The sequence below is a fragment of the Pelagicoccus sp. SDUM812002 genome (genome assembly GCF_031127835.1).
Taxonomy (GTDB): domain Bacteria; phylum Verrucomicrobiota; class Verrucomicrobiia; order Opitutales; family Opitutaceae; genus Pelagicoccus.
In genome coordinates this window covers 224,229-242,353 of sequence record NZ_JARXHX010000006.1, presented here as the reverse complement: position 1 = coordinate 242,353, position 18,125 = coordinate 224,229, and the positions used below count along the sequence as shown (strand labels likewise).

The 18,125-nt window shown below is 54.3% G+C and carries 20 protein-coding genes; 10 read left to right on the top strand and 10 right to left on the bottom strand.

The window, feature by feature from the left end; genetic code table 11:
- Window positions 1–205 precede the first annotated feature (205 nt).
- The gene (locus QEH53_RS11440) at window positions 206–487 is read left to right on the top strand and encodes a hypothetical protein (RefSeq protein ID WP_309023327.1); all 282 of its coding nucleotides are present in this window, start codon (window positions 206–208) and stop codon (window positions 485–487) included.
- Between the two features lie 93 nt (window positions 488–580).
- Here the strand turns inward: QEH53_RS11440 and QEH53_RS11435 are convergent, their stop codons facing one another.
- Window positions 581–2,008 (bottom strand): alanine/glycine:cation symporter family protein, encoded by a 1,428-nt coding sequence (locus tag QEH53_RS11435; RefSeq protein ID WP_309023326.1) that lies wholly within the window; start codon window positions 2,006–2,008, stop codon window positions 581–583.
- Between the two features lie 73 nt (window positions 2,009–2,081).
- Window positions 2,082–2,531, bottom strand: a complete 450-nt coding sequence (locus tag QEH53_RS11430; RefSeq protein WP_309023325.1) for an OsmC family protein — start codon at window positions 2,529–2,531, stop codon at window positions 2,082–2,084.
- A gap of 111 nt (window positions 2,532–2,642) precedes the next feature.
- Here QEH53_RS11430 and QEH53_RS11425 point away from each other — a divergent pair, with 111 nt between their 5' ends.
- Both QEH53_RS11425 and QEH53_RS11420 read left to right on the top strand, forming a co-directional pair.
- Window positions 2,643–3,128: a UvrB/UvrC motif-containing protein gene (locus QEH53_RS11425; protein ID WP_309023324.1), complete on the top strand. Its 486-nt coding sequence runs from the start codon at window positions 2,643–2,645 to the stop codon at window positions 3,126–3,128.
- Between the two features lie 120 nt (window positions 3,129–3,248).
- Window positions 3,249–3,644 carry a response regulator gene (locus tag QEH53_RS11420; RefSeq protein ID WP_309023323.1) on the top strand — a complete coding sequence of 132 codons (396 nt, stop codon included), beginning with the start codon at window positions 3,249–3,251 and terminating at the stop codon, window positions 3,642–3,644.
- A gap of 234 nt (window positions 3,645–3,878) precedes the next feature.
- On the opposite strand, the gene QEH53_RS11415 is transcribed toward QEH53_RS11420, so the two are convergent.
- The gene (locus tag QEH53_RS11415; protein ID WP_309023322.1) at window positions 3,879–5,123 is read right to left on the bottom strand and encodes a class I SAM-dependent RNA methyltransferase; all 1,245 of its coding nucleotides are present in this window, start codon (window positions 5,121–5,123) and stop codon (window positions 3,879–3,881) included.
- 124 nt (window positions 5,124–5,247) lie between these two features.
- On the opposite strand from QEH53_RS11415, the gene QEH53_RS11410 reads away from it, so the two are divergent.
- The 3 genes from QEH53_RS11410 (at window position 5,248) to yidD (ending at window position 6,555) form a co-directional block, all read left to right on the top strand.
- Window positions 5,248–5,676: a SufE family protein gene (locus QEH53_RS11410; RefSeq protein WP_309023321.1), complete on the top strand. Its 429-nt coding sequence runs from the start codon at window positions 5,248–5,250 to the stop codon at window positions 5,674–5,676.
- Between the two features lie 62 nt (window positions 5,677–5,738).
- The gene (locus QEH53_RS11405) at window positions 5,739–6,194 is read left to right on the top strand and encodes a bifunctional diaminohydroxyphosphoribosylaminopyrimidine deaminase/5-amino-6-(5-phosphoribosylamino)uracil reductase RibD (RefSeq protein WP_309023320.1); all 456 of its coding nucleotides are present in this window, start codon (window positions 5,739–5,741) and stop codon (window positions 6,192–6,194) included.
- A 43-nt stretch (window positions 6,195–6,237) separates the two neighbouring features.
- Complete coding sequence (yidD, locus tag QEH53_RS24175) at window positions 6,238–6,555, top strand: membrane protein insertion efficiency factor YidD (RefSeq protein ID WP_345785715.1); 318 nt, start codon at window positions 6,238–6,240, stop codon at window positions 6,553–6,555.
- 26 nt (window positions 6,556–6,581) lie between these two features.
- Here yidD and dcd read toward each other — a convergent pair whose 3' ends face one another.
- From dcd to QEH53_RS11370, 7 genes are all read right to left on the bottom strand, one after another.
- Entirely contained in the window at window positions 6,582–7,118 is a 537-nt protein-coding gene (gene dcd, locus QEH53_RS11400) for a dCTP deaminase (protein ID WP_309023319.1), read from the bottom strand.
- Window positions 7,119–7,161: 43 nt separating this feature from the next.
- On the bottom strand, window positions 7,162–8,727 hold the full coding sequence (locus tag QEH53_RS11395) for a GNAT family N-acetyltransferase (protein ID WP_309023318.1): 1,566 nt from the start codon (window positions 8,725–8,727) through the stop codon (window positions 7,162–7,164).
- A gap of 45 nt (window positions 8,728–8,772) precedes the next feature.
- Complete coding sequence (locus QEH53_RS11390) at window positions 8,773–10,605, bottom strand: hypothetical protein (protein WP_309023317.1); 1,833 nt, start codon at window positions 10,603–10,605, stop codon at window positions 8,773–8,775.
- Between the two features lie 92 nt (window positions 10,606–10,697).
- A complete protein-coding gene (locus QEH53_RS11385) occupies window positions 10,698–11,663 on the bottom strand; it encodes an ATP-grasp domain-containing protein (protein WP_309023316.1) in 966 nt (321 codons plus the stop codon).
- Window positions 11,664–11,782: 119 nt separating this feature from the next.
- The gene (locus QEH53_RS11380; protein ID WP_309023315.1) at window positions 11,783–12,610 is read right to left on the bottom strand and encodes a flagellin; all 828 of its coding nucleotides are present in this window, start codon (window positions 12,608–12,610) and stop codon (window positions 11,783–11,785) included.
- Between the two features lie 107 nt (window positions 12,611–12,717).
- Window positions 12,718–13,098 (bottom strand): hypothetical protein, encoded by a 381-nt coding sequence (locus QEH53_RS11375; RefSeq protein WP_309023314.1) that lies wholly within the window; start codon window positions 13,096–13,098, stop codon window positions 12,718–12,720.
- A gap of 367 nt (window positions 13,099–13,465) precedes the next feature.
- On the bottom strand, window positions 13,466–14,281 hold the full coding sequence (locus tag QEH53_RS11370) for a flagellin (protein ID WP_309023313.1): 816 nt from the start codon (window positions 14,279–14,281) through the stop codon (window positions 13,466–13,468).
- A gap of 297 nt (window positions 14,282–14,578) precedes the next feature.
- Between QEH53_RS11370 and QEH53_RS11365 the strand changes: the two genes are divergently transcribed.
- Genes QEH53_RS11365 through QEH53_RS11350 form a run of 4 tightly spaced genes read left to right on the top strand, consistent with a single transcriptional unit; the run spans window position 14,579 to window position 18,119 of the window.
- The gene (locus QEH53_RS11365; RefSeq protein ID WP_309023312.1) at window positions 14,579–15,070 is read left to right on the top strand and encodes an MOSC domain-containing protein; all 492 of its coding nucleotides are present in this window, start codon (window positions 14,579–14,581) and stop codon (window positions 15,068–15,070) included.
- A gap of 6 nt (window positions 15,071–15,076) precedes the next feature.
- The gene (locus QEH53_RS11360) at window positions 15,077–15,685 is read left to right on the top strand and encodes a hypothetical protein (protein ID WP_309023311.1); all 609 of its coding nucleotides are present in this window, start codon (window positions 15,077–15,079) and stop codon (window positions 15,683–15,685) included.
- On the top strand, window positions 15,682–17,469 hold the full coding sequence (locus QEH53_RS11355) for a 6-hydroxymethylpterin diphosphokinase MptE-like protein (protein WP_309023310.1): 1,788 nt from the start codon (window positions 15,682–15,684) through the stop codon (window positions 17,467–17,469). Before QEH53_RS11360 ends, QEH53_RS11355 begins: the two co-directional genes overlap by 4 nt.
- 29 nt (window positions 17,470–17,498) lie before the next feature.
- A complete protein-coding gene (locus QEH53_RS11350; protein WP_309023309.1) occupies window positions 17,499–18,119 on the top strand; it encodes a molybdenum cofactor guanylyltransferase in 621 nt (206 codons plus the stop codon).
- The last annotated feature ends 6 nt before the right edge of the window (window positions 18,120–18,125 follow it).

Here is an 18,125-nt window from a genome sequence, read left to right as displayed (position 1 = left end):
TCCATGCCATCTGCTCTAGAGTGGGTAGAGCATTCGATAAGCGGTGCTTTACGCATTCTTTCCTCTTTGGCCTTTGCGATTTGCACGTATTCTGTGTCGAAATGCAGCTGCTTCCCTGCTCGGCTCGAAGTGTTGCCTCACACGAGTATCAGCCCTAACGAAAATCGTTTACAGGAATCGAATGGAACGGTGATTTGTGCAGGGTATGGAAAAGGGACGCTACGAACCGAATGACGATGGCTACATCAATGATCATGTGCGCGAAGCGGCGAAGTCGATTGGCAAGGCGATACACGTGTATTGCGAAGGCCACTACGCCCACAGCAATGCGCGGGACATCCCAGTGTCTCATGCCCTGGTGGAGATCATGGAGCTGCTAAAGGGGTTGGACGAAGAGACTGCGGAAAAGGCGAACCGCATGCATGATCCCAAGTTGTTCAAAGTTCACAAGCCGACCCAGAAATCGAAGACGCGCTGGAATATTTAGTTTCAGTTTCCGGCTACAGGGTTTCAGTCCCGGAGGGACAATGGGTGCTCGGTGAATCTGCAGCGCGGACGGCGTGGAAGCCCTCCCTTCTCCTTACTTTTTCCAGAATGTGGCCAGAGGGAGTTTGGCAGCCTCGGGGTCGAAAGAGGGGTCTTTGCCGGCTTTTTGCTGAGTTTCGAAGTCCTTGAGGCAGCGGAAGACTTGGGGGCTGAGGAGAAGGATGGCGATGATGTTGACCCATGCCATGAGGCCGACGCCGACGTCGCCCATGGCCCAAGCGAGGGTGGCAGACTTGATGGATCCGTAATAGATGAGACCGAGGAAGAGAACGCGCACGATTTGGGTGGCACGTTGGCGGGCAGGGCCGGATTTGATGAGATAGACGAGGTTGGACTCGGTGTAGTAGTAGTAGGCGAGCAAGGTAGTGAAAGCGAAGAAGAGCAGGGCAATGGCGATGAAGGCGGACCCGAAGCCCGGAAGAAGACTGTCGACAGCGTTTTGGGTGTAGATGGGACCGGCGGGGAAGCCTTCGAGGTTTTCGATGATAGGTGTTCCATCGCCGTCGAAAACGTTGAAGGAGTCCGTTATGAGAATCATGATGGCGGTCGCGGTGCAGACGAACCAAGTGTCCACGTAGACTGAGAAGGCTTGCACGAGTCCTTGCTTGGCTGGGTGGTTCACCTCTGCGGTGGCGGCGGCAATGGGGGCGGTACCTTGACCCGCTTCGTTTGAATAGATGCCGCGTTTGACGCCCCACTGGATAGCGGCGCCGAGGAGTCCGCCGAAAGCAGGGTCGAGCCCGAAAGCGTTGCGAAAGATTGTTGCGAAGACGGCGGGGATTTCTGAGGCGTTGGCTAAGATGACGATGAGGGCGATGATGATGTAACCAAGCGCCATGAAGGGGACCGCGAACTGGGCGACGTGGCCGATACGGTGAACGCCTCCGAAGATGATGACGGCGAGGAGAACGACGATAACGAGCCCGGTGATATAGGGGGAGAGTCCAAATGCGTTTTCGATTGCGGCGCCGATGGAGTTTGACTGCACACTGGGAAGTAGGAGTCCGGTGGCGAGAATCGTAGAGAGGGCGAATACGATGGCGTACCATTTTACCCCGAGGCCTTTTTCGATGTAGTAGGCGGGACCGCCGCGGTATTCGCCGTCGATTTCCTTTTTGTACATCTGGGCAAGAGTGGCTTCTGCGAAGGCGGAGCCAGCGCCGAGGAAGGCGATGATCCACATCCAGAAGACGGCGCCAGGGCCGCCCATGGCGATGGCGGAGGCGACGCCCACAATATTGCCGGTGCCGACGCGACCGGAGACGGCGAGGGCGAAGGCTTGAAAGGAGGAGAGGCCAGCGGCTGATTCCTTGCCCGAAAATAGAAAACGCACCATGGAGCCGATGAGGCGAACTTGGAGGAATCGGGTAGCTATCGAGAAGTAGAGCCCAGTGACGAGACAGAGGCCTACGAGCCAGTTGGACCAGATGTATTTGTTGAGGAAGTCTACAATTTCGGACACTGCTTTTTAGGTGGTAGGTATTTAGGCTTAGGAAGGGAAAAGGGAGGAGAAGAAGAGGCGGGAAGATCCGGACTTAGGGGAGGTGGGTGACGATTTCGCAAGTGACGGAGTTTGCGAGGAAGCACTCTTCATGAGCTTTGTGGTGCAGTCGCTCTAGCATCTTGGGACTGGGAGCTGAGCCGTCGGCAAATACGATTTCTGGATAGAGGTCGACGCGGGTGATGACTAGCTTGCCGGAATCGTTTTTGGCGAGGTGACCGACGGCACGGTCGGTGTAGCTTTCGACGGTGATCTTGCTCATGGCGGCGATAGCAAGGAAGGTTAGCATGTGGCAGCTGGAGAGGGAGGCGACGAAGGCTTGCTCGGGGTCGACGCATGCAGCGTCTCCGAGGTAGTCTGTTGCGGCGGAGGCGCTTACGATAGTGCCTTGGCCGAAGTCCCAAGTGTGGTTGCGGGAGTAACTCTTGTAATCGAAGGCGGATTCTCCGCGTTTCCAGGCGAGGGTGGCGATGTGTTCTGACATGCAGGGACTGTGGCGAGCGGCTGCAGATGTGTGAAGGGTGAAAAAATCTATCTTTTCGCTGCGGCTCTGCAGGTTTTAGGCCGAAGTATAGGGGAAGGCCATTTTGACCAAATGAGTGAATCGCGACCCAAAAACTGCTCACACTGCAACGCTCCCACCTCCATCCACCTGACGAAGGTAGTCGACGGTGAGGCCGTGAAGTTGGGCGTTTGTTCTAATTGCCCGAAGGCGAAGGCTTACAAACAAGGCGCGGCATGGGATCTGATAGATGCTGAAAACGGAGGCAAGGTGCCGAGATCGCCAAAGGAAAGCGAACGAGCCTGTCCTGGCTGTGGCTTAACGCCTGCAGACTTTAAAGAGCATGGCCGGCTCGGATGCTCGAAATGTTACGAGACCTTCGAAGGAAAGCTCGAGCCAGTGATCAATAAGTTGCATCGCGGCAGTAGCCACATAGGCAAAGTGCCTCGAGGTAAGAAGCGAGACGTGACGCCTGAGGAAATTGCGGACTTAAAACGTCGCCTCGACGAGTATGTGAGTCGCGAAGAGTACGAGATGGCAGCGACAGTCAGAGACCAAATCAAGGCCCTAGGCGAGTGAGGTCCATGCCTCATTTATTCAAAGAGGCGTTAAATTTAAGGTCTACCTGAGAATGTCCTCTTCTTACCTCGAAACCAACTGCTTTTTGCCGATCTAAGCCAACAGACCACATTACATCCTATGGCCGACTCAAAGAAAATTATCCTATTGGAAGACGATAAGGCCTCGGCTCGCCTCCTTTCCGCATTTTTGGAATCGAAGGGCTACGAGGTTCAGGAAAGTTACGAAGGACGCTTCGCCATCGAACTCGCTCTGCGTGAGCCCCCTGATCTGATGATCGTTGATGTCTTGCTACCCGATATGCACGGATCCGAAGCGGTGAAGAAGCTGACAGCCATAGATCGTATGCATGATTTGAAGGTACTGTTTTTGACCTCTTTGCTCAGCAAGTCTGGCGACTCTGGCAAGGTGACCCGATTAAAGGTCGCGGGAAAAGAGTATCCAGCTCTCGCGAAGCCATTCAAGCCAGCGAGTTTGGAAGAAGTAATCTCCAGCATACTCGCTGGAGATAACTAGGTCGGCTCGCCTCTAAAATTTGAATACGCGGCACACCACTAGAAGGGTGCCGTTTTTTTGTGACCTGAGGGATGAACGAGTCTCTACAGGTCGGCTTGGGCGTGCATTTGCTGAGCGATTCAGCGAAGGATCAAGTGACTAAACGTCGCTATTGAGCAACGTCGATTCGGTCCTAGATGAATGCCTTGAAGCTATTACTCGGTAAATACCGAGTTCTAGGTAGTCGCTGAATCCTTACACTCTCTTTAAAACGACCACGCATTCGAGGTGGCGCGTTTGTGGAAAGAGGTCGAACGGCTGGATTTCCTCTATCTCGTAGCCCCCTCCGAGTAGTACTTGCAGGTCACGCATCTGGGTGGCGGGGTTGCAGGATACGTAGATCACGGAACGCGGCCCGAAGGCGATGAGCTGGGTGAGGAAGTCTTCGCTGGAACCCTTTCGCGGCGGGTCGATTACGACAGCCGACTCGTCGCCGGGAAATTCGATTTGTTCGAAGATGGAGGCCGCATCGCCCAGCACGAAGGCGGCATTTTCGATCTGGTTGTCCTCTGCGTTGCGCTTGGCGTACTCGATCGACTGTTCGGAGACTTCGACACCGACAACCTGCTTGAAGTCTTGGGCGGCAGTGAGGGTGAAGAGGCCGGAGCCGCAATAGGCGTCGACGAGGTACTTCGCTCCTGCGTCGCGCGCTTTGTCGCGCACGTAGCTTGTGAAGACTGGCAGGATGGAGGGGTTGTTCTGGAAGAACTCACCGGCGATGAAGGAGAAGGTAATATCGCCGACTCTCTCGCGAATAGTTTCTTTCGGGTCGGTGGTGACACCGTCGAGGTGTTCGCGAATGAGCAAAGTGCCGCCTTTCTTGAAAGGTTTCGTTTCCTGGCGGGCGTAGGTTTCGGCGCGAACTGCGGTGAGGGTTTCGTTCATCGCGTCGCTGATGAGGGGGCATTGCTCCACCTCTACGTGTCGGCTGCGGGTGCCAGCCTTTAGGAAGCCGATGGTCATGGGGCGGCCCTTGCGGGGAACCTCGAAGTGAGGGGTAAGCTTGGAGCGGTAGCCATACTGCTTGGGCGAGGCGATGGCTGGCAGGACGGGGTGCTCGATGCGGACCATGTGCCAGAGGAGCTCTTTTACTTGTTTGGTTTTCCACTCAAGCTGGGACGAGTATTCGAAATGCTGATACTGGCAACCGCCACATTCGGTGAAGACTGGGCAAGGTGGTATGATGCGTTGGGGCGATGGCTTGATGACCTCGACGAGATCGGCTTCGGAGAAGTTCTTGTCGTTGCGATAGACGCGAGCTCGCACCCGCTCTCCCGGCAGTGCGAATCGGACCATAACCACCCAGTCGTCGATGCGGCCGAGGCCTTGCCCCATGTTGGTGAGCGTTTCGATGTCGAGCTCGATCTCCTCGTGGTAGCCGTAGGGCTCCGGGCGGAAGTTTCGTGGCGCGTTTGACATTGGGTTTTTCTTTTCGCTCATGGTCTTGGAAGTGGTGCAGAGGGGAGGAGACTTAGATTGGCGAGGATTTCGAGGTTTTTATTCGAATGTCTCTTGGGAATCGGCGCTGGACATGCAGCTCGGAGTTGGTGTGTTGCTAGTATAAATGAGTATTGAAGCGAAAAGGGACGCGTTAGTGGAAGAGCTGGCTCCGTTCGAGGACCACTTCGAACGGTTTGCCTACATCGTAGACCGGGCCAAGGCGAACACTCCGCTGGCGGACGAGTACAAGATCGATGCCTTCTTGATAGAGGGCTGCTTGTCGCAACTTTGGGTCTATCCGGAGTTCAAGGATGGAAAGTGCTATTTTCACACGGACTCTGACGCGGCCATCACCAAAGGCACCTCGACCCTGCTTTGTGGGCTCTACAGCGGGGAAACGCCGGAGGCGGTCATAGATCTAGAGCCCGACTTCTTGGCAGAGGTCGGAATAACGCAGCACCTTTCTCCCAATCGACGCAATGGGCTGACCAATGTTCGCAAGCGAATTAAGGCATATGCTGAGCTTTGCTTGAAAAACGCTGAAAACCAGTAAGTTGCACTTAAGGCTGGGACTTGTGCGACGGTTTATCGTTGGGAGTCTGAGCTGTCTTGGTTATGGAACGGAAGCACAACGACGAGAGTTTCATGAGAGCTGCGGTTTGCGAGGCAGTGCGAGGCGATCCTGTGAAAACGAGCCCGAATCCACGAGTGGGGGCGGTGATCGTAGAGAACGGTGAGATCGTGGCAAAGGGCCACTTTGAGAAAGATGGCGGGCCGCATGCGGAGCGTCATGCTTTCGAAGCGCTCGGTCGTAAACCTGCGAAAGGAGCGGTCCTTTATGTGACGCTGGAGCCGTGCTCCACGAAAGGTCGCACTGGGGCGTGCACGGATGCGATCTTGAAGTCCGGGATCAGGCGGGTGGTGGTCGGAGCTTCGGATCCGACTCCTGAGCACCGCGGAAATGCGACCCGCGTCTTAGAGGCGGCAGGTGTTGAGGTGTCGGTAGGTGTCTTGGATGCCGAGTGCTCGGCTCTGAACCCAGGATATCAGGGTCACTCGACGGCTAAGTGAATTGTTTTCCCATTTGGGGTCGAGATGTCTTAGCTTTGCGGGAATGGGTGTCTTTCGACAGTTAGGCCGCGGGGTCGCTGAGGTATTCGTTTTTCTGGTACGATTGTACCAGTGGACGCTGTCGCCAGTGAAAAATGCCTTCTTGGGTGCTGGTGCAGCGTGCCGCTTCAGGCCGACCTGCTCGCACTACGCGATCGAGTGTCTGAGAACGCTACCCTTGCTGAGAGCCTTGCGGTTGTTGATGTGGCGAATCTTACGCTGCAACCCTTGGGGGGGGCAGGGTTGGGATCCGGTGCCGAAAATGGTCTATCGGGAAGGCCCGAAGGGCGATCCAGTGCGAAGCTTGAAGGACTTTTTGTGAGAGATCGCGACCAGAGGAGCCAAAAGCTAGAACTGGTTCTTCCACATCATCGACTCCATAGGGAGCGGGCTGCGGGAGTTGTACTTAGCGGAGGCTTTCTTGTTGTAGTAGTTCTCAACGTCTCCTTCGACGTGAAAATAGATGAGTTGTCCAATGGGCATGCCTGCATAGACTTTTACAGGCTGAGCCACGGAGATCTCGAGCGTCCAGTGGTTACAGAAGCCGACGTCGCCTTTGCCAGCGGTGGCGTGGATGTCGATGCCGAGGCGGCCGACGCTGCTTTTGCCTTCGAGGAAGGGCACGTGGGCATGGGTCTCTGTATACTCAAAGGTGGACCCGAGGTAAACAGTGCCGGGACGGAGGACGAAACCTTCCTCCGGAATTTCGAAATGGGCGATTTTGTTGTGCTCGCGGGCGTCTAGGATCTCGGCGGTGTAAGTGGCCAAGTACTTGCTGAGGTGGACGTCGTAGCTGTTGGTGCCGAGTGCGGCTCGGTCGAAGGGTTCGACCACGATTTCACCCTTTTCCATGCCTTCCAGAATCGCTTTGTCAGAGAGTATCATATTGGGGGTGATACCAGTCCGAATTTTTCGGGAAGTGGCAACTCTAAACCGGGAGGCCCATGGGGCCGTTTTCGGGTGGATTCGACTTGTGCTGGTCGCCAGGGAGGTTGCTGATGAACTGGAAGAGATCCTTGCGGCGATCGAGCATGGGAGTGACGCTGCCCGAGGCGCGGCTGCGGTAGAGGTCATTGATGTCGAGATCGGAGACGAGCATCATCTCCACGTTGGAGTCGGCTTCGGCTTGGATACCATCGCGGGCGAACTCGTGATCACTCGGGCTGAAGACGGCGGCCTTGCCGTAGTGGATGTCCATAGCGGGTACGCTGGGGAGGTTGCCAATGATACCTGCGGTGACGACGTAAACTTGATTTTCGATGGCTCGCGCTTGGCTGCAGTAGCGGACGCGGAGGAAGCCGTGGCGATTGTCGGTGCAGTAGGGCACGAAAATGATTTCGGCGCCTTGGTCGGCAAGGTAGCGGGCTGCTTCGGGGAACTCGGAGTCGTAGCAAATGAGGATGCCGATACGAGCCTTGGGCGTGCTGATGACGCGGAGGTCGTTTCCGCCACTGATGCCCCAGTACTTCTTTTCGGCCGGAGTGATATGGAGCTTAGGCTGGAGAGTGTAGCTGCCATCGGGGGCGAAAATCGGGCAAACATTTTGCAGGGACCCGTCTATGTCCATAGGATGGCTGCCGGCGACGATGTAGATGCCATATTCTTGGGCGAGCCGGCCCATCAGTTCCATGAAGGGTTGGGTCAACTCGGAGAGCCTGCGGATACCTTCGACGGAAGGGAGTTTCTTGAGGGCTTTCTGGGAAAGAAGCTGTACGGAGAAGAACTCCGGAAAGACAACGAAGTCTGAGCGGTAGTCGGCAGCGGTTTCGACGAAGTATTCCACTTGGTCGGCGAAGTCCTCGAAGCTGTTGATGCCGCGAACTTGGTATTGCACGCAGGAGACACGCACTTTGCGGCCGTCCTTTTCGACGGGTTGGTAGTCAGGGTTGATCCACTCGAGGAAGGTCGCAAAGTTTTTGCTGAGCGGATCTTGTATGTAGTTCTTGATGACACCTCTGACGATGAAGCCTTCTCGTAGTTGAAAATTAAGCACAAGATCGCTTGCCTTCCCGTTCTCTACTTCTACTACGTAGTTTTCAGGACTCATCGAGTCGGCGTGTTCGTGGTAGCCATGAATACGGCCTCCTGCGATTATTCGGCGCAGGTTCAAGCGTTTGCAAAGGTCTCGGCGCGCTTGATAGAGCAGGTGTCCGACTCCCTTGCCTCGTGCTTCTGGATGCACATAGACGTCGGCTCCATAGAGGCTATCGCCCTCGGGGTTGTGATTATGGAAGTAGCCGCCGTCGGTGATCCCTGCGTAGGTGTGTTGGCGATAAGAATCAACGCCAAGGTCGACTATCAAGCTGGATACGGCTCCGAGGATTCGGTCTTCCTCAACGGCGACGAGCTGACCCTGAGGGAAGAGTCGGACGTGATTAGCGAGCTGTGAAACGGTCCAAACAACGTTCTCCTCCGCCATCTGCGGAAAACACGTTTTGTTAAGCTCAACTAAGGTTTCAAGGTCTTCGACTCTTGCTTCGCGAACAGTTACCATGCGGGCAAAGCTTGTTTGCGGGCTTTGCTGTTTGCAAGCGCTGTCTTAGTTCAAGGAGACGGGCACGTAAGGATGTTTCAGTGCATCTTGCACGTTTTGAAGGGCAGCTTTGAGATCGTCGATCTCGCGTTCCTTCTCAAGCATATGCCCGGAAAGCGTCTTGTTTAGTTTGCGTAGGGCGTGCGGAGAATTGGAGTCAACCTGTTCGCCGAGGTGGAAAATCTTAGAGAAGATATTGCTGCTCTTTTCCTCGTCTCCAGTCGCACGATCGTGGATACGAATTTGGGCGATGGTCTCGGCTTGTTTTCGCGATAGTTCGTGGAGCTCATGTTCGCACTGCTCGATTTGGGCCTCGACGTGCGTACGTTGCTCTTCAATGGAGGCGAGTTTTTCCAACCAAAGTGTACTCGCTTTTTTGAATACAACTCCTACACCCGGGTGTTTGAGATCGAGGGCTGCTTTTCGCAGGTCGGGGAGGAAACGCTTCGTGATGCAATACTGATTTCCTTGATGGTTGAAAATCGTTTTCGAGTCAGTGACGAAGGGGAGAATCTTGTCCGCTTGATCCTTGAACAGGGCGGAGCAGAGAGGCTCGTCTATCCACTCGAGGCCGCAGAGCAACAGGAGCTTGGAGCGATCGGTTCGCGAAGGAACGTTTCGGATAATGCGTCCCATCGGGTGCCAAGCTTTGGCGTAGGCTTGGAATTTCGGTATCTCAGCGAAACGGGAAATGGCCTCGCAGCGGAGCGCCTCGTTAACGTTCAAGGCTTTCCCGTTTGAGCTGAGCGCGATGAGCGGGGTCTGCAGTCCTTTTGCCCAGTCGAAAACGGCCTCCGCGGCGGCTCCGAAGATGATGGCAATCTCATCGATCTGAACGATTTGCGGGAGACTAATGGCAGCGATCTTGAGTTGATCCACTTTTCCGAGTACGTCTAGAAACTGCTGAGCCGGGCCTAGCTTTAAAGCGGCAGCCTGCTTCGCGGCATCATGTAATTCTCCCGGGTAGCCGAGGCTTCGATGCTGCAGGTAGCTCGCGCGTTTGGGGTCTGCACCAAAAGCTTGGGCTGTTCTTAACGCATCTTGCGTACTAAGGGGACCGAGCCGAAAATTTTCAGTGAGGTTTGACCAGTTTCCCCAGCTTTCGAGTGGATACGCGAAATTTAGGGGATCGGTGGATTCGAGGATTAGGATGAGACTTCGACGGTAGGCTCCAGCCGTGGCTGTTGGAAACACATAGTCCCGTAGCCAATCCATGATGGTTACGGAGAGGCGATGGTAGTGCTCGATGTATATAATCGTGAGATCGGTACCAAGCGCCTTTAAGGGGAGGGCGTCGAGAAAAGCTTCGGCGTGATTGCTCGCCTTGCTCTCGCCGAGACCCACGTTGATCTCGAAATCGTCTCTGACCTTTTCCGTGCGTCCCACTGACGATGCCGCCGCTTGGTTGATGTAAGCTTTCTTTTGCTTGGCTATGCTGCTGCGGGTAATCAGTATCGAATCGTCGGATACGATAGGGTTTACCTTTCCTCTCTGCACGCTTTCCAATTGTTCGGAAATCTTAGTTTCCTTGGCAGGATTAGCTGGGTAGCGGAGCGTTTTTGCGCACGCTCTAATAAAATCTGGGATATCGTCCAGCGGCTCGTTACGTGTCGGCTGTATCCATAAAACCTTTTCCTTTTTCATTCTCTCGCTTTCGCGAAATTCAGAGAGGAAAGACGACTTGCCGGCACCGGTCTCACCCCAGACGTTGAACACTCGCTTGTCGCCAGCCTCCACCCCTTGCAAGGGCAGGACCTTGGCGAACTGTTCCAACTCGACGCTTCTGGGAATGAAGTGAGGTTTGGGCGATTCTGTTTCAGGTTGAGGTTCCTTGGGCATGTTGTGAGTTTCGGGAAATGATAGTTTTATAAAGTAGCTATCTCAAACGGGAAAGTGACAAATAATTGGTGAAAGTGTGCCATTTTACGGTCTCAAAGACTGAACATCGCCTCTCTGTACCTCATCATGAGCAAGTTTTCGGTCCATTGGACAAACGGTGCGACTTCCTTGTTGTCGATGTGTTCCTGGCAAAGCCACTCGATGTAGTGGCCTTTGGCGGCGTCGCAGAGCGGGTAACCTCCGCCGATGCGGGGGTTAATTTCGATAACTGAAATTTGGTTGGCAGTCTCGTCGACGAAGGCCTGTATGTTTATGATACCGCTAGCGCCGGGAAGTTGCTCGGCGATTTGCACACAGGCTTCAATCAGCTTTTGGTGACGGCGGGTTTTGGCCTGTACGACCTCGCCCGCCTCAACGATGATTCGCTCGTGGGGAATGGCGCAAAGGGCACGGCCTGTTTTCGATAGGTAGACGTTAACGGTATATTCGGTTCCTTCGGCTTTCTCTTGAAGCAGCCAATCAGCTGGCAGCTCTTTTAATTCTCGTTGGCTTGAAATTATAGTCGCCCCGTTCGACGATGATCCGCGTTCGGGTTTCGCGATGAGGGGAAATTCGATTTGGTTATCAAATTCGCTCCTCAGGCAACTTGTTGGAGTGGGAATTCCGATTGACCTTAGGAAATGGTATGTATCCAGCTTGTGGATGCAAGAGGTTAGCGTTTTAGGTTCTGACAGGGATACGACTGTACCATTTTGAGAAAGGGAAGGGACGAGCTTGGATAGTTCGAGCAATTCTGAATGGCGTGTTGGTATAATGAGCCGTATCTTAGCTTCGAAGCAGAGCTTTTTGAGCTCGTCCGCCCAGTAGGGCGATTTGTGTTCGGGAAGTTGAGTGAAATGGTCGGCGATGGCGAAGGTTGGCACTTGAGAGCTCGTATCCGAAATATGGAGTTCTAAGCCTCTGCGTTTGGCGGCCTGCTTGGCGATGTTTGCGATTGCGACTTTGCTTCCTCCGGATAGCAGGAGTATGTTTCTAGGAGCTGTTTGCGAGTCGGGCATCGTTCGTGACTTTGGTATCGCTGGTTTGATGGAGCAACCTCAATTGGGGTACCTCTCGGAACAAAAAAAGTGACCCTCTTGCGAGGGCCACTTTGAGATATCTAAATCGCTTATCGAACTTAACCGATGAGACGAAGAGCGACCTGGCTCGAGGCGTTTGCCTGTGAGAGCATGGACGAACCAGCCTGTACCAGGATATTCGCACGAGCGAGCTGAGTCGATTCTGTTGCAACGTCTACGTCGATGATACGGCTATTTGCAGCTTCGAGGTTCTGCTTGTTAGTCGCGAGCATATCTGTAGCGAAGCTCAATCTGCTTGATTGCGCTCCGTTGGTTGCACGGAGGGTAGCAACGTTTTCGATCGAAGTCTTGATCTTGTCGAGGTCGATTCCAGCGGCACCGAGTGAAGTCGAGCCGTCGCTAGTTGCGACTAGGTCTGTGTGGATACCGTTGGTATCATCACTGAATGTAGTCTGAGCGATATCAACCGTTTGCGATCCATCTTCAGAAGTCTTAACGGTCATGCCGCTGCTGTTCATCAGAGACACACCGTTGAAGGATTCTGCGGCTACGGCACCGAGCTGGGCCTTGAGGGCTTCGAACTCTGTGTTGTAGTTAGCTTTGTCGGTAGTGTTCTTAGTTACGTCTTCGCTCAAGGTCTTGAGTTCAGACATACGATCCAGGATCTTACCGGCAGTGGCAAGCGCGCCATCCTGAGTCTGCAGGAAGGACTGAGCGTTCGCAATGTTGTTGCTGGTTGCTTCGGTCCGCTTGATAGCAGCCGACATCTTCATGGAAACCGCAAGTCCACCAGCATCATCTGATGGGTTTACGATTTTCGAACCGCTAGAGAGACGAGCCAAGCTGTTTTGCAGCATAGCGTTGCTCTTGTTGAGGTTGTTCTTCGCGGCGATCGCCGACGTGTTTGTATTGATTACAACTGACATGTTTATATCATCCTTGATTTGTGCGGTAGCATCCTTGCTGCCGCGTGCCCGATAGATAGCGTCAGGCGTTCGCTTTTCTGCCTATGTGGCGGAAATTGATCGAACAGCTACTCTAGGTAGAAAGCCGTTCTGGAAAGCTTTTGGTCATGTTTCATGGTGGGGAGCGTCGAGTTTAGCTCGCGCTGCGTTTGGGTTGGTTGGTGTTGGCGAAATTGTGTCGATCCTGGCGTCTCGAACGGGAGCCTTGGGTCGTTTGGGAGGTAGGCGCTCGGGCTTGCTTGGGGACGGCGTTGCTTCCTTCTCCGGGGGGATTCCAGACGTGGCCTGGGGTTCTCTGCGTGCCTCAAGAAGCTAGCGAAAGGGAGGGTGGCACAGGGGTGGTCGAAGCGCATGCTGTGCGTTTCGCTTTCGCCTCGAACGTCCTTGTTGCCTTGGGGGCTGCGGATTTCGACGCGACTGGCTGTATCGTCCGTGATGTTGCTAGTCATATGTTTTGGGCCAACCCGAGGGGGAGGCTTGCTTGATTGAACACGTCCTTGTGTTGCGTGGAATTATCGTTGGCTACTGCGTTCCATTTAGCGTTTTGAGTTAAAGTACTCAGTGGGGCCATGGTGGGTTTCGCGTAGTCGATGCGAATCGATTAGTATTGGTATTTTCGGTACGAATTGAATCGTAGGTCGCAGAGCGTCTTTTACGGCTCTTTTTTCGGTTCGAGCGGTGCGGAGTGTCGGGGCGAACATGAGTTCGCGTCTACTCCGAGTTTCCACTCGAGCGTCGATGCTTTCAGGTAATTTGGTTTCAGCTACGGTTTAGGCGCCCCGCCCGTCGGCGGGGAACCTATGTCGTAGTAGTAACTTAACCTAAAAGTTTGAGCGCGACCTGGGTGGAGGAGTTAGCTTGCTGGAGCATGCTTGATCCAGCTTGGACCAGAACATTGTATTTCGCTAGCTGGGTGGACTCCTCGGCGACGTCGACGTCGATGATGCGGCTGTTCGCTGCCTCGAGATTCGCCTTGTTGACGGTCAGCATATCAGAGGCGAATGAGAGGCGGTTTGACGCGGCTCCGTTTTTTGCTCTGAGGGTGGCGACACTTTCAATGGCTGTCTTGATGGTGTCCAGCTCCAGGCTCGAATGGCCGATGCTGACTCCGCCGTCCAAGAGGTTTACCGTGACGGTGTCCTCTAAGTCGGGCTGTTCGAGAGCGACTGATCCTGCTCCGGATTCTGTGGTCGCTACGGAAAGTGTATCTCCGCCTGTCTTAAAGAGGCTAACTCCGTTGAATGTCTCGTCTGCGAGAGCGGAGAGCTGCTTCTGGAGTTGCTCGAATTCCGTGTTGTAGTTGCTCTTGTCGGTCGTGTTCTTCGTGACGTCTTCGGACAGAACCTTGAGCTCTGACATACGGTCGAGAACTTTGGCTACAGTACCGAGAGCGCCGTCTTGAGTTTGCAAGAACGACTGAGCATTTTGGATGTTTGTGTTAACTGCTGCCGTACGTTTGATGGTAGCGGAGAGCTTCATTGACACAGCGAGACCACCGGCGTCGTCCGAAGGTTGTGTGATCTTAGATCCACTGGACAGACGGTTGAGGCTACGCTGAAGCATCGCATTGCTGGATGCTAGATTGTTGGACGCAGATATAGCTGCGCTATTGGTGTTTATTACTACTGACATTTTAACTTCCTTGTTTAGGTTACGACTTGCGACATCCTTGTCGCGTTGCGGGGTTAAGGTGTCCGCTGCACCTGTAACTTGCGTTACCCCAATAGTATCGGGAGCTCACATGGAGACTTTAGGAAAATCTCTATCTTTTTGGCTAAATGCGCTCAACGCCTTGCGGATTATACTCAAGCTAGGCATAGCGTCCTCTACTTATGGATACCCTATCCGATATGAGCGTTTGAGCTTAGCTTCGCTATTGCGCTCGCGTCGCCACGAGCTTTAGGTCTGCAATCTCTCAAGATGACGCACATGAGCGAAAGGATCACCCTCCAACAAATTCACTTGTCCAGTGGGCATGACTTCAAAGGGCGCTTCGAAAAGGGCCGTTTGAACAATGGCTCTACCGAAGTGGACTCTGTAGAGTGCATCGAAGGCCGCGGCTTGGTGGGCGACCGGTACTTCGACTTCAAGGAAGACTACAAGGGGCAGGTCAGTTTCATGGCGGTGGAAGCGATTGCCGAGTTGGAGGCGGATTTGGGGATCAAGGTGGGGGATTGGAGTTTGTTTCGCCGAAACGTAATTGTAAGTGGAGTCGCTCTCAATGGTCTTGTAGGGCGAAATTTCCGTATCGGCGATGTTGCGTTCCGAGGTGCCGAGCAGTGTAAGCCTTGCTTTTGGATGGATGAGGCAATTGCGCAGGGAGCTTATGCGGCATTGGAAAACCGGGGTGGCTTGCGTTGTCGGATCTTGTCTTCCGGAACGCTAAGCAGAGGAGAGAATCGGCTGCAGCTGCTTGCCTGAATGCTTATGGGTACTGTTTATATAGACGGAGAAAAGGTGGAGTTCGAAGGGGGCGCACCCGGCTCTTGCTCTGAGGCTTGCAGCTTAGTCGAAGATTTTTTAGCCGGCCAAGGGCTCGCCCTCGGTTCGGTGATGCTGGAAGGAGAGGAGTTGACTTTGGAGGAGGCCTCTAGCCGAGAAGGGTACGAGTTGCTTGAGTTTCGCTCCGCCAGCGCTCAAGCTCAGCTCCTGGCGATGTGTCGTTCGTGGAGGGATGAAATAGCCTCTCTTAGCATCCAGATACGTGAACTCTCTGCGTTCGTATTGAGAAATGGCTGGGGTGAGAGCCAGGATGCGGTGGTGGCTCTTACGGAGAAACTGAGGCCAGTTATCGAAGGTGTCGGGGTGCTGCAACAGTTTGGAACGGATTCAGAGGCAGTTTGGCGAAATAGCGTGAGCTCGGGCTTCCAGAAGGGGCTGGTTGCTGTCGATCAAGTCGTTAACGCAGTAGAGTCACGGGATTGCGCACGGTTATCCGATCGGCTTGCTGGAGATTTGGCAACGAGCTGGGAAGCGGTATCAGGGTGTTTGGAGAGTGAAGTGATTCCTATACTAGAAGAAGAGGTCGCAACATGAGTCTCGCGCTTGGATTATTCTGCGAGAGGCACCCCGCTTTGGCCAGCCGGGTCAAGGCGGCTCCGTCGAGCGACCAGCCGTTGGCTCCTTGGAGGAGCACTACTTCAGATTCGCACCGTTTGTTATCCCGTTGGATCGAGGGGAAGCGTTTTCCTCATGATTCGGCAATAGCGTTGAGTGGTGTGGGTGATGGCTCGCATATCGTGGCCTTGCTACGAATCTTGACGGATGAAGCGCTCGTTTTCTGTGCGGAAGCTGACGAGGGGAAGCTGAAAGCTTTCTTGGCGACGCCCGCTGCGGAGGAGCTATTGAAGGACGGGCGGGTCATCTTTGGCGCGGGTAAGCTTGATGACTCGTTTTTCAACTCCATGGCTTTCGAGGGTATCGTAAGTTTCACGAACGCCGAGCCCTTGATTTTCGCGCCGTTGTTCAACGAGAACGAATCGTACTACAGCGAATTTTTCATGCAGTTCGCTCAGCAGCTGGAATTATGGCGCAAGCTCTATGGCACCAATATCACCAAGTCCGGGCTATGGCAGAGTAACTCGTTCCGGAATTTTCGCACCTTGATTCGCACCCCGGATCCTTTCGAGTTTGCAGATGCCTTCTTGGGGCTCCCGATGATTATGGCGGGAGCTGGACCGTCCTTGGACGAATCGCTGGAGTTTCTACGATGGGCACAGGACCAAGCCGTGATCGTGGCTGGCAACTCTTCTATGCGGGCTTTAGTCAACGCTGGTGTACGACCGCATTTTGTACTGGCAGCAGATCCGTATCCGACGACTGACCGGGGCTTTGAGGGGGTGGATCTCGGCGAAACGATTCTCCTTTGCCCATTCATGGTCTATCCAGCGGTGGTCGAGCGTTTTGAGGGTCGGATTTCAGCTTGGTCCCACAACAACAAGTCGGCCACCTATTTCCGAAAAGCGAGCGGGCAGGGAAGACTCGCCCACGTATTGGAGCAAGGGACGATTTCCGCATGCGCTTTCGACATAGCGATCATCCTCGGATGCACGAGTTTGTATTTCGTGGGCCAGGATTTGGCTGCTCGCGTGGACGGCCGACTGCACGCCAGCGATTCCTTCTATTCAGAGGAGGGAGGTGCTGATCAGGCGGTCTTGGAAAAATGCCGCTGGTTACCGGGTAACACCATCGAGAAGGTGCCGGTCGAGGAAAAGCTCTTTGTCTATCTAAAGACATTTGAGCAGCTCTCTCGAATTTACACCCAAGAGCTGAAGATTAAGAATCGCGAACCGCTCAAGGTTTTCAACTTGTCTCGCCTCGGGGCTCGAATCGAGCATATGCCATATCTGGACCTCGAATCAGCCAAAGCTTCTATCGATCCGGTCGAGTCCGACGAGTTGTCGCATCGCTGGCAAGTCGTCCGCTCAACGTTGATCAGCTACCACGTCGGTTGGGGACGGATCGGCAAGGTTCTGCGACTATTCAGGGACTACGTTGAAGCAATCTGTTCCCATGCTTTGAGAAATGCTCTGGCCCTGGAGCAGGGCAGTCTGTCGCTTGAGAGTGCGGAGCTGGAAAAACGAAAGGCCGAAGCCTCCATAGCGGCTCAGCCAGAATTTGCCGAGATCCTGAACGACGGCCAACTCAAGATGGAACTCTATGCTTACACCCGTGCCTTGACCCAACGGTCGCGCCGCCAGGACGTGGCTAGTGAGAGTGCCCGTCTGGAGTCTGTAACCAAATACTTCTGGGCGATCGCGGAAGGGAGCTACCATGTCCTCGCTGCATTGGATGCATCTAGGGAGTCGCAGAAGGTTTAACTCAAATTTCAAATCCCTCCCTTGTATCAATGAAACGCGATATTCTCGGCTTAGTGCTTTGCGGCGGAAAAAGCAGCCGCATGGGATTCGATAAGGGCGAAATTGAACTTGAGCCAGGAATCAGTCTGCTGGAAAGGCAGCTGAGATTGCTCGCACCTTTTTGTCGAAGCCTAGCTGTTGGAGTCGGTCCGGAAGGAAGGAAGGAGCGGAAGTTAACTGCCAGCGTAGTCGCGGTACACGACATCGAGGGAATGGAAGGTCCGATGGCTGGCGTTATTGCTGCACTTAGGTTGGCTCGAGGAAAAGCGGTGCTGGCTATCGCTTGTGACATGCCGTTTCTACAAGAAGGAGATTTGCTGCTTCTCCTATCAAGGCGTAATCCCGAGAGGCTCGCTTCCGCTTTTGTTGCCTCGGACGGAGCTCCGGATCCGATGTGCGCAATCTACGAGGCCTCTGCCTTGAGCGAGTTGGAACAGGCTGCGGCCTCGGGTAAGTTGAGTCTGAGACGATTCCTTAAGGGGTCTGAAGTGGAGCTGTTGCAGGCGCCGAATCCCACGATAATGGCGAGCGTGAACGATCCCAAGGCTCTGTTGGAGGCACGCGTTCGTATCTCGTCCGAGCTTGAATCGCGTGGGTCCGACCCGAGCTAGGGGAGT

Excerpts from the sequence above, each read along its gene's own strand:
- QEH53_RS11365 (WP_309023312.1), top strand. The coding sequence starts at position 14,579 with ATGAGCGAAAGGATCACCCTCCAACAAATTCACTTGTCCAGTGGGCAT.
- QEH53_RS11350 (WP_309023309.1), top strand. The coding sequence starts at position 17,499 with ATGAAACGCGATATTCTCGGCTTAGTGCTTTGCGGCGGAAAAAGCAGC.
- QEH53_RS11385 (WP_309023316.1), bottom strand. The coding sequence starts at position 11,663 with ATGCCCGACTCGCAAACAGCTCCTAGAAACATACTCCTGCTATCCGGA.
- QEH53_RS11375 (WP_309023314.1), bottom strand. The coding sequence starts at position 13,098 with ATGACTAGCAACATCACGGACGATACAGCCAGTCGCGTCGAAATCCGC.
- QEH53_RS11415 (WP_309023322.1), bottom strand. The coding sequence starts at position 5,123 with ATGAGCGAAAAGAAAAACCCAATGTCAAACGCGCCACGAAACTTCCGC.
- QEH53_RS11355 (WP_309023310.1), top strand. The coding sequence starts at position 15,682 with ATGAGTCTCGCGCTTGGATTATTCTGCGAGAGGCACCCCGCTTTGGCC.
- QEH53_RS11390 (WP_309023317.1), bottom strand. The coding sequence starts at position 10,605 with ATGCCCAAGGAACCTCAACCTGAAACAGAATCGCCCAAACCTCACTTC.
- QEH53_RS11420 (WP_309023323.1), top strand. The coding sequence starts at position 3,249 with ATGGCCGACTCAAAGAAAATTATCCTATTGGAAGACGATAAGGCCTCG.
- QEH53_RS11370 (WP_309023313.1), bottom strand. The coding sequence starts at position 14,281 with ATGTCAGTAGTAATAAACACCAATAGCGCAGCTATATCTGCGTCCAAC.
- QEH53_RS11395 (WP_309023318.1), bottom strand. The coding sequence starts at position 8,727 with ATGGTAACTGTTCGCGAAGCAAGAGTCGAAGACCTTGAAACCTTAGTT.
- QEH53_RS11440 (WP_309023327.1), top strand. The coding sequence starts at position 206 with ATGGAAAAGGGACGCTACGAACCGAATGACGATGGCTACATCAATGAT.
- dcd (WP_309023319.1), bottom strand. The coding sequence starts at position 7,118 with ATGATACTCTCTGACAAAGCGATTCTGGAAGGCATGGAAAAGGGTGAA.
- QEH53_RS11405 (WP_309023320.1), top strand. The coding sequence starts at position 5,739 with ATGGAACGGAAGCACAACGACGAGAGTTTCATGAGAGCTGCGGTTTGC.
- yidD (WP_345785715.1), top strand. The coding sequence starts at position 6,238 with ATGGGTGTCTTTCGACAGTTAGGCCGCGGGGTCGCTGAGGTATTCGTT.
- QEH53_RS11425 (WP_309023324.1), top strand. The coding sequence starts at position 2,643 with ATGAGTGAATCGCGACCCAAAAACTGCTCACACTGCAACGCTCCCACC.
- QEH53_RS11410 (WP_309023321.1), top strand. The coding sequence starts at position 5,248 with ATGAGTATTGAAGCGAAAAGGGACGCGTTAGTGGAAGAGCTGGCTCCG.
- QEH53_RS11430 (WP_309023325.1), bottom strand. The coding sequence starts at position 2,531 with ATGTCAGAACACATCGCCACCCTCGCCTGGAAACGCGGAGAATCCGCC.
- QEH53_RS11360 (WP_309023311.1), top strand. The coding sequence starts at position 15,077 with ATGGGTACTGTTTATATAGACGGAGAAAAGGTGGAGTTCGAAGGGGGC.
- QEH53_RS11380 (WP_309023315.1), bottom strand. The coding sequence starts at position 12,610 with ATGTCAGTTGTAATCAATACAAACACGTCGGCGATCGCCGCGAAGAAC.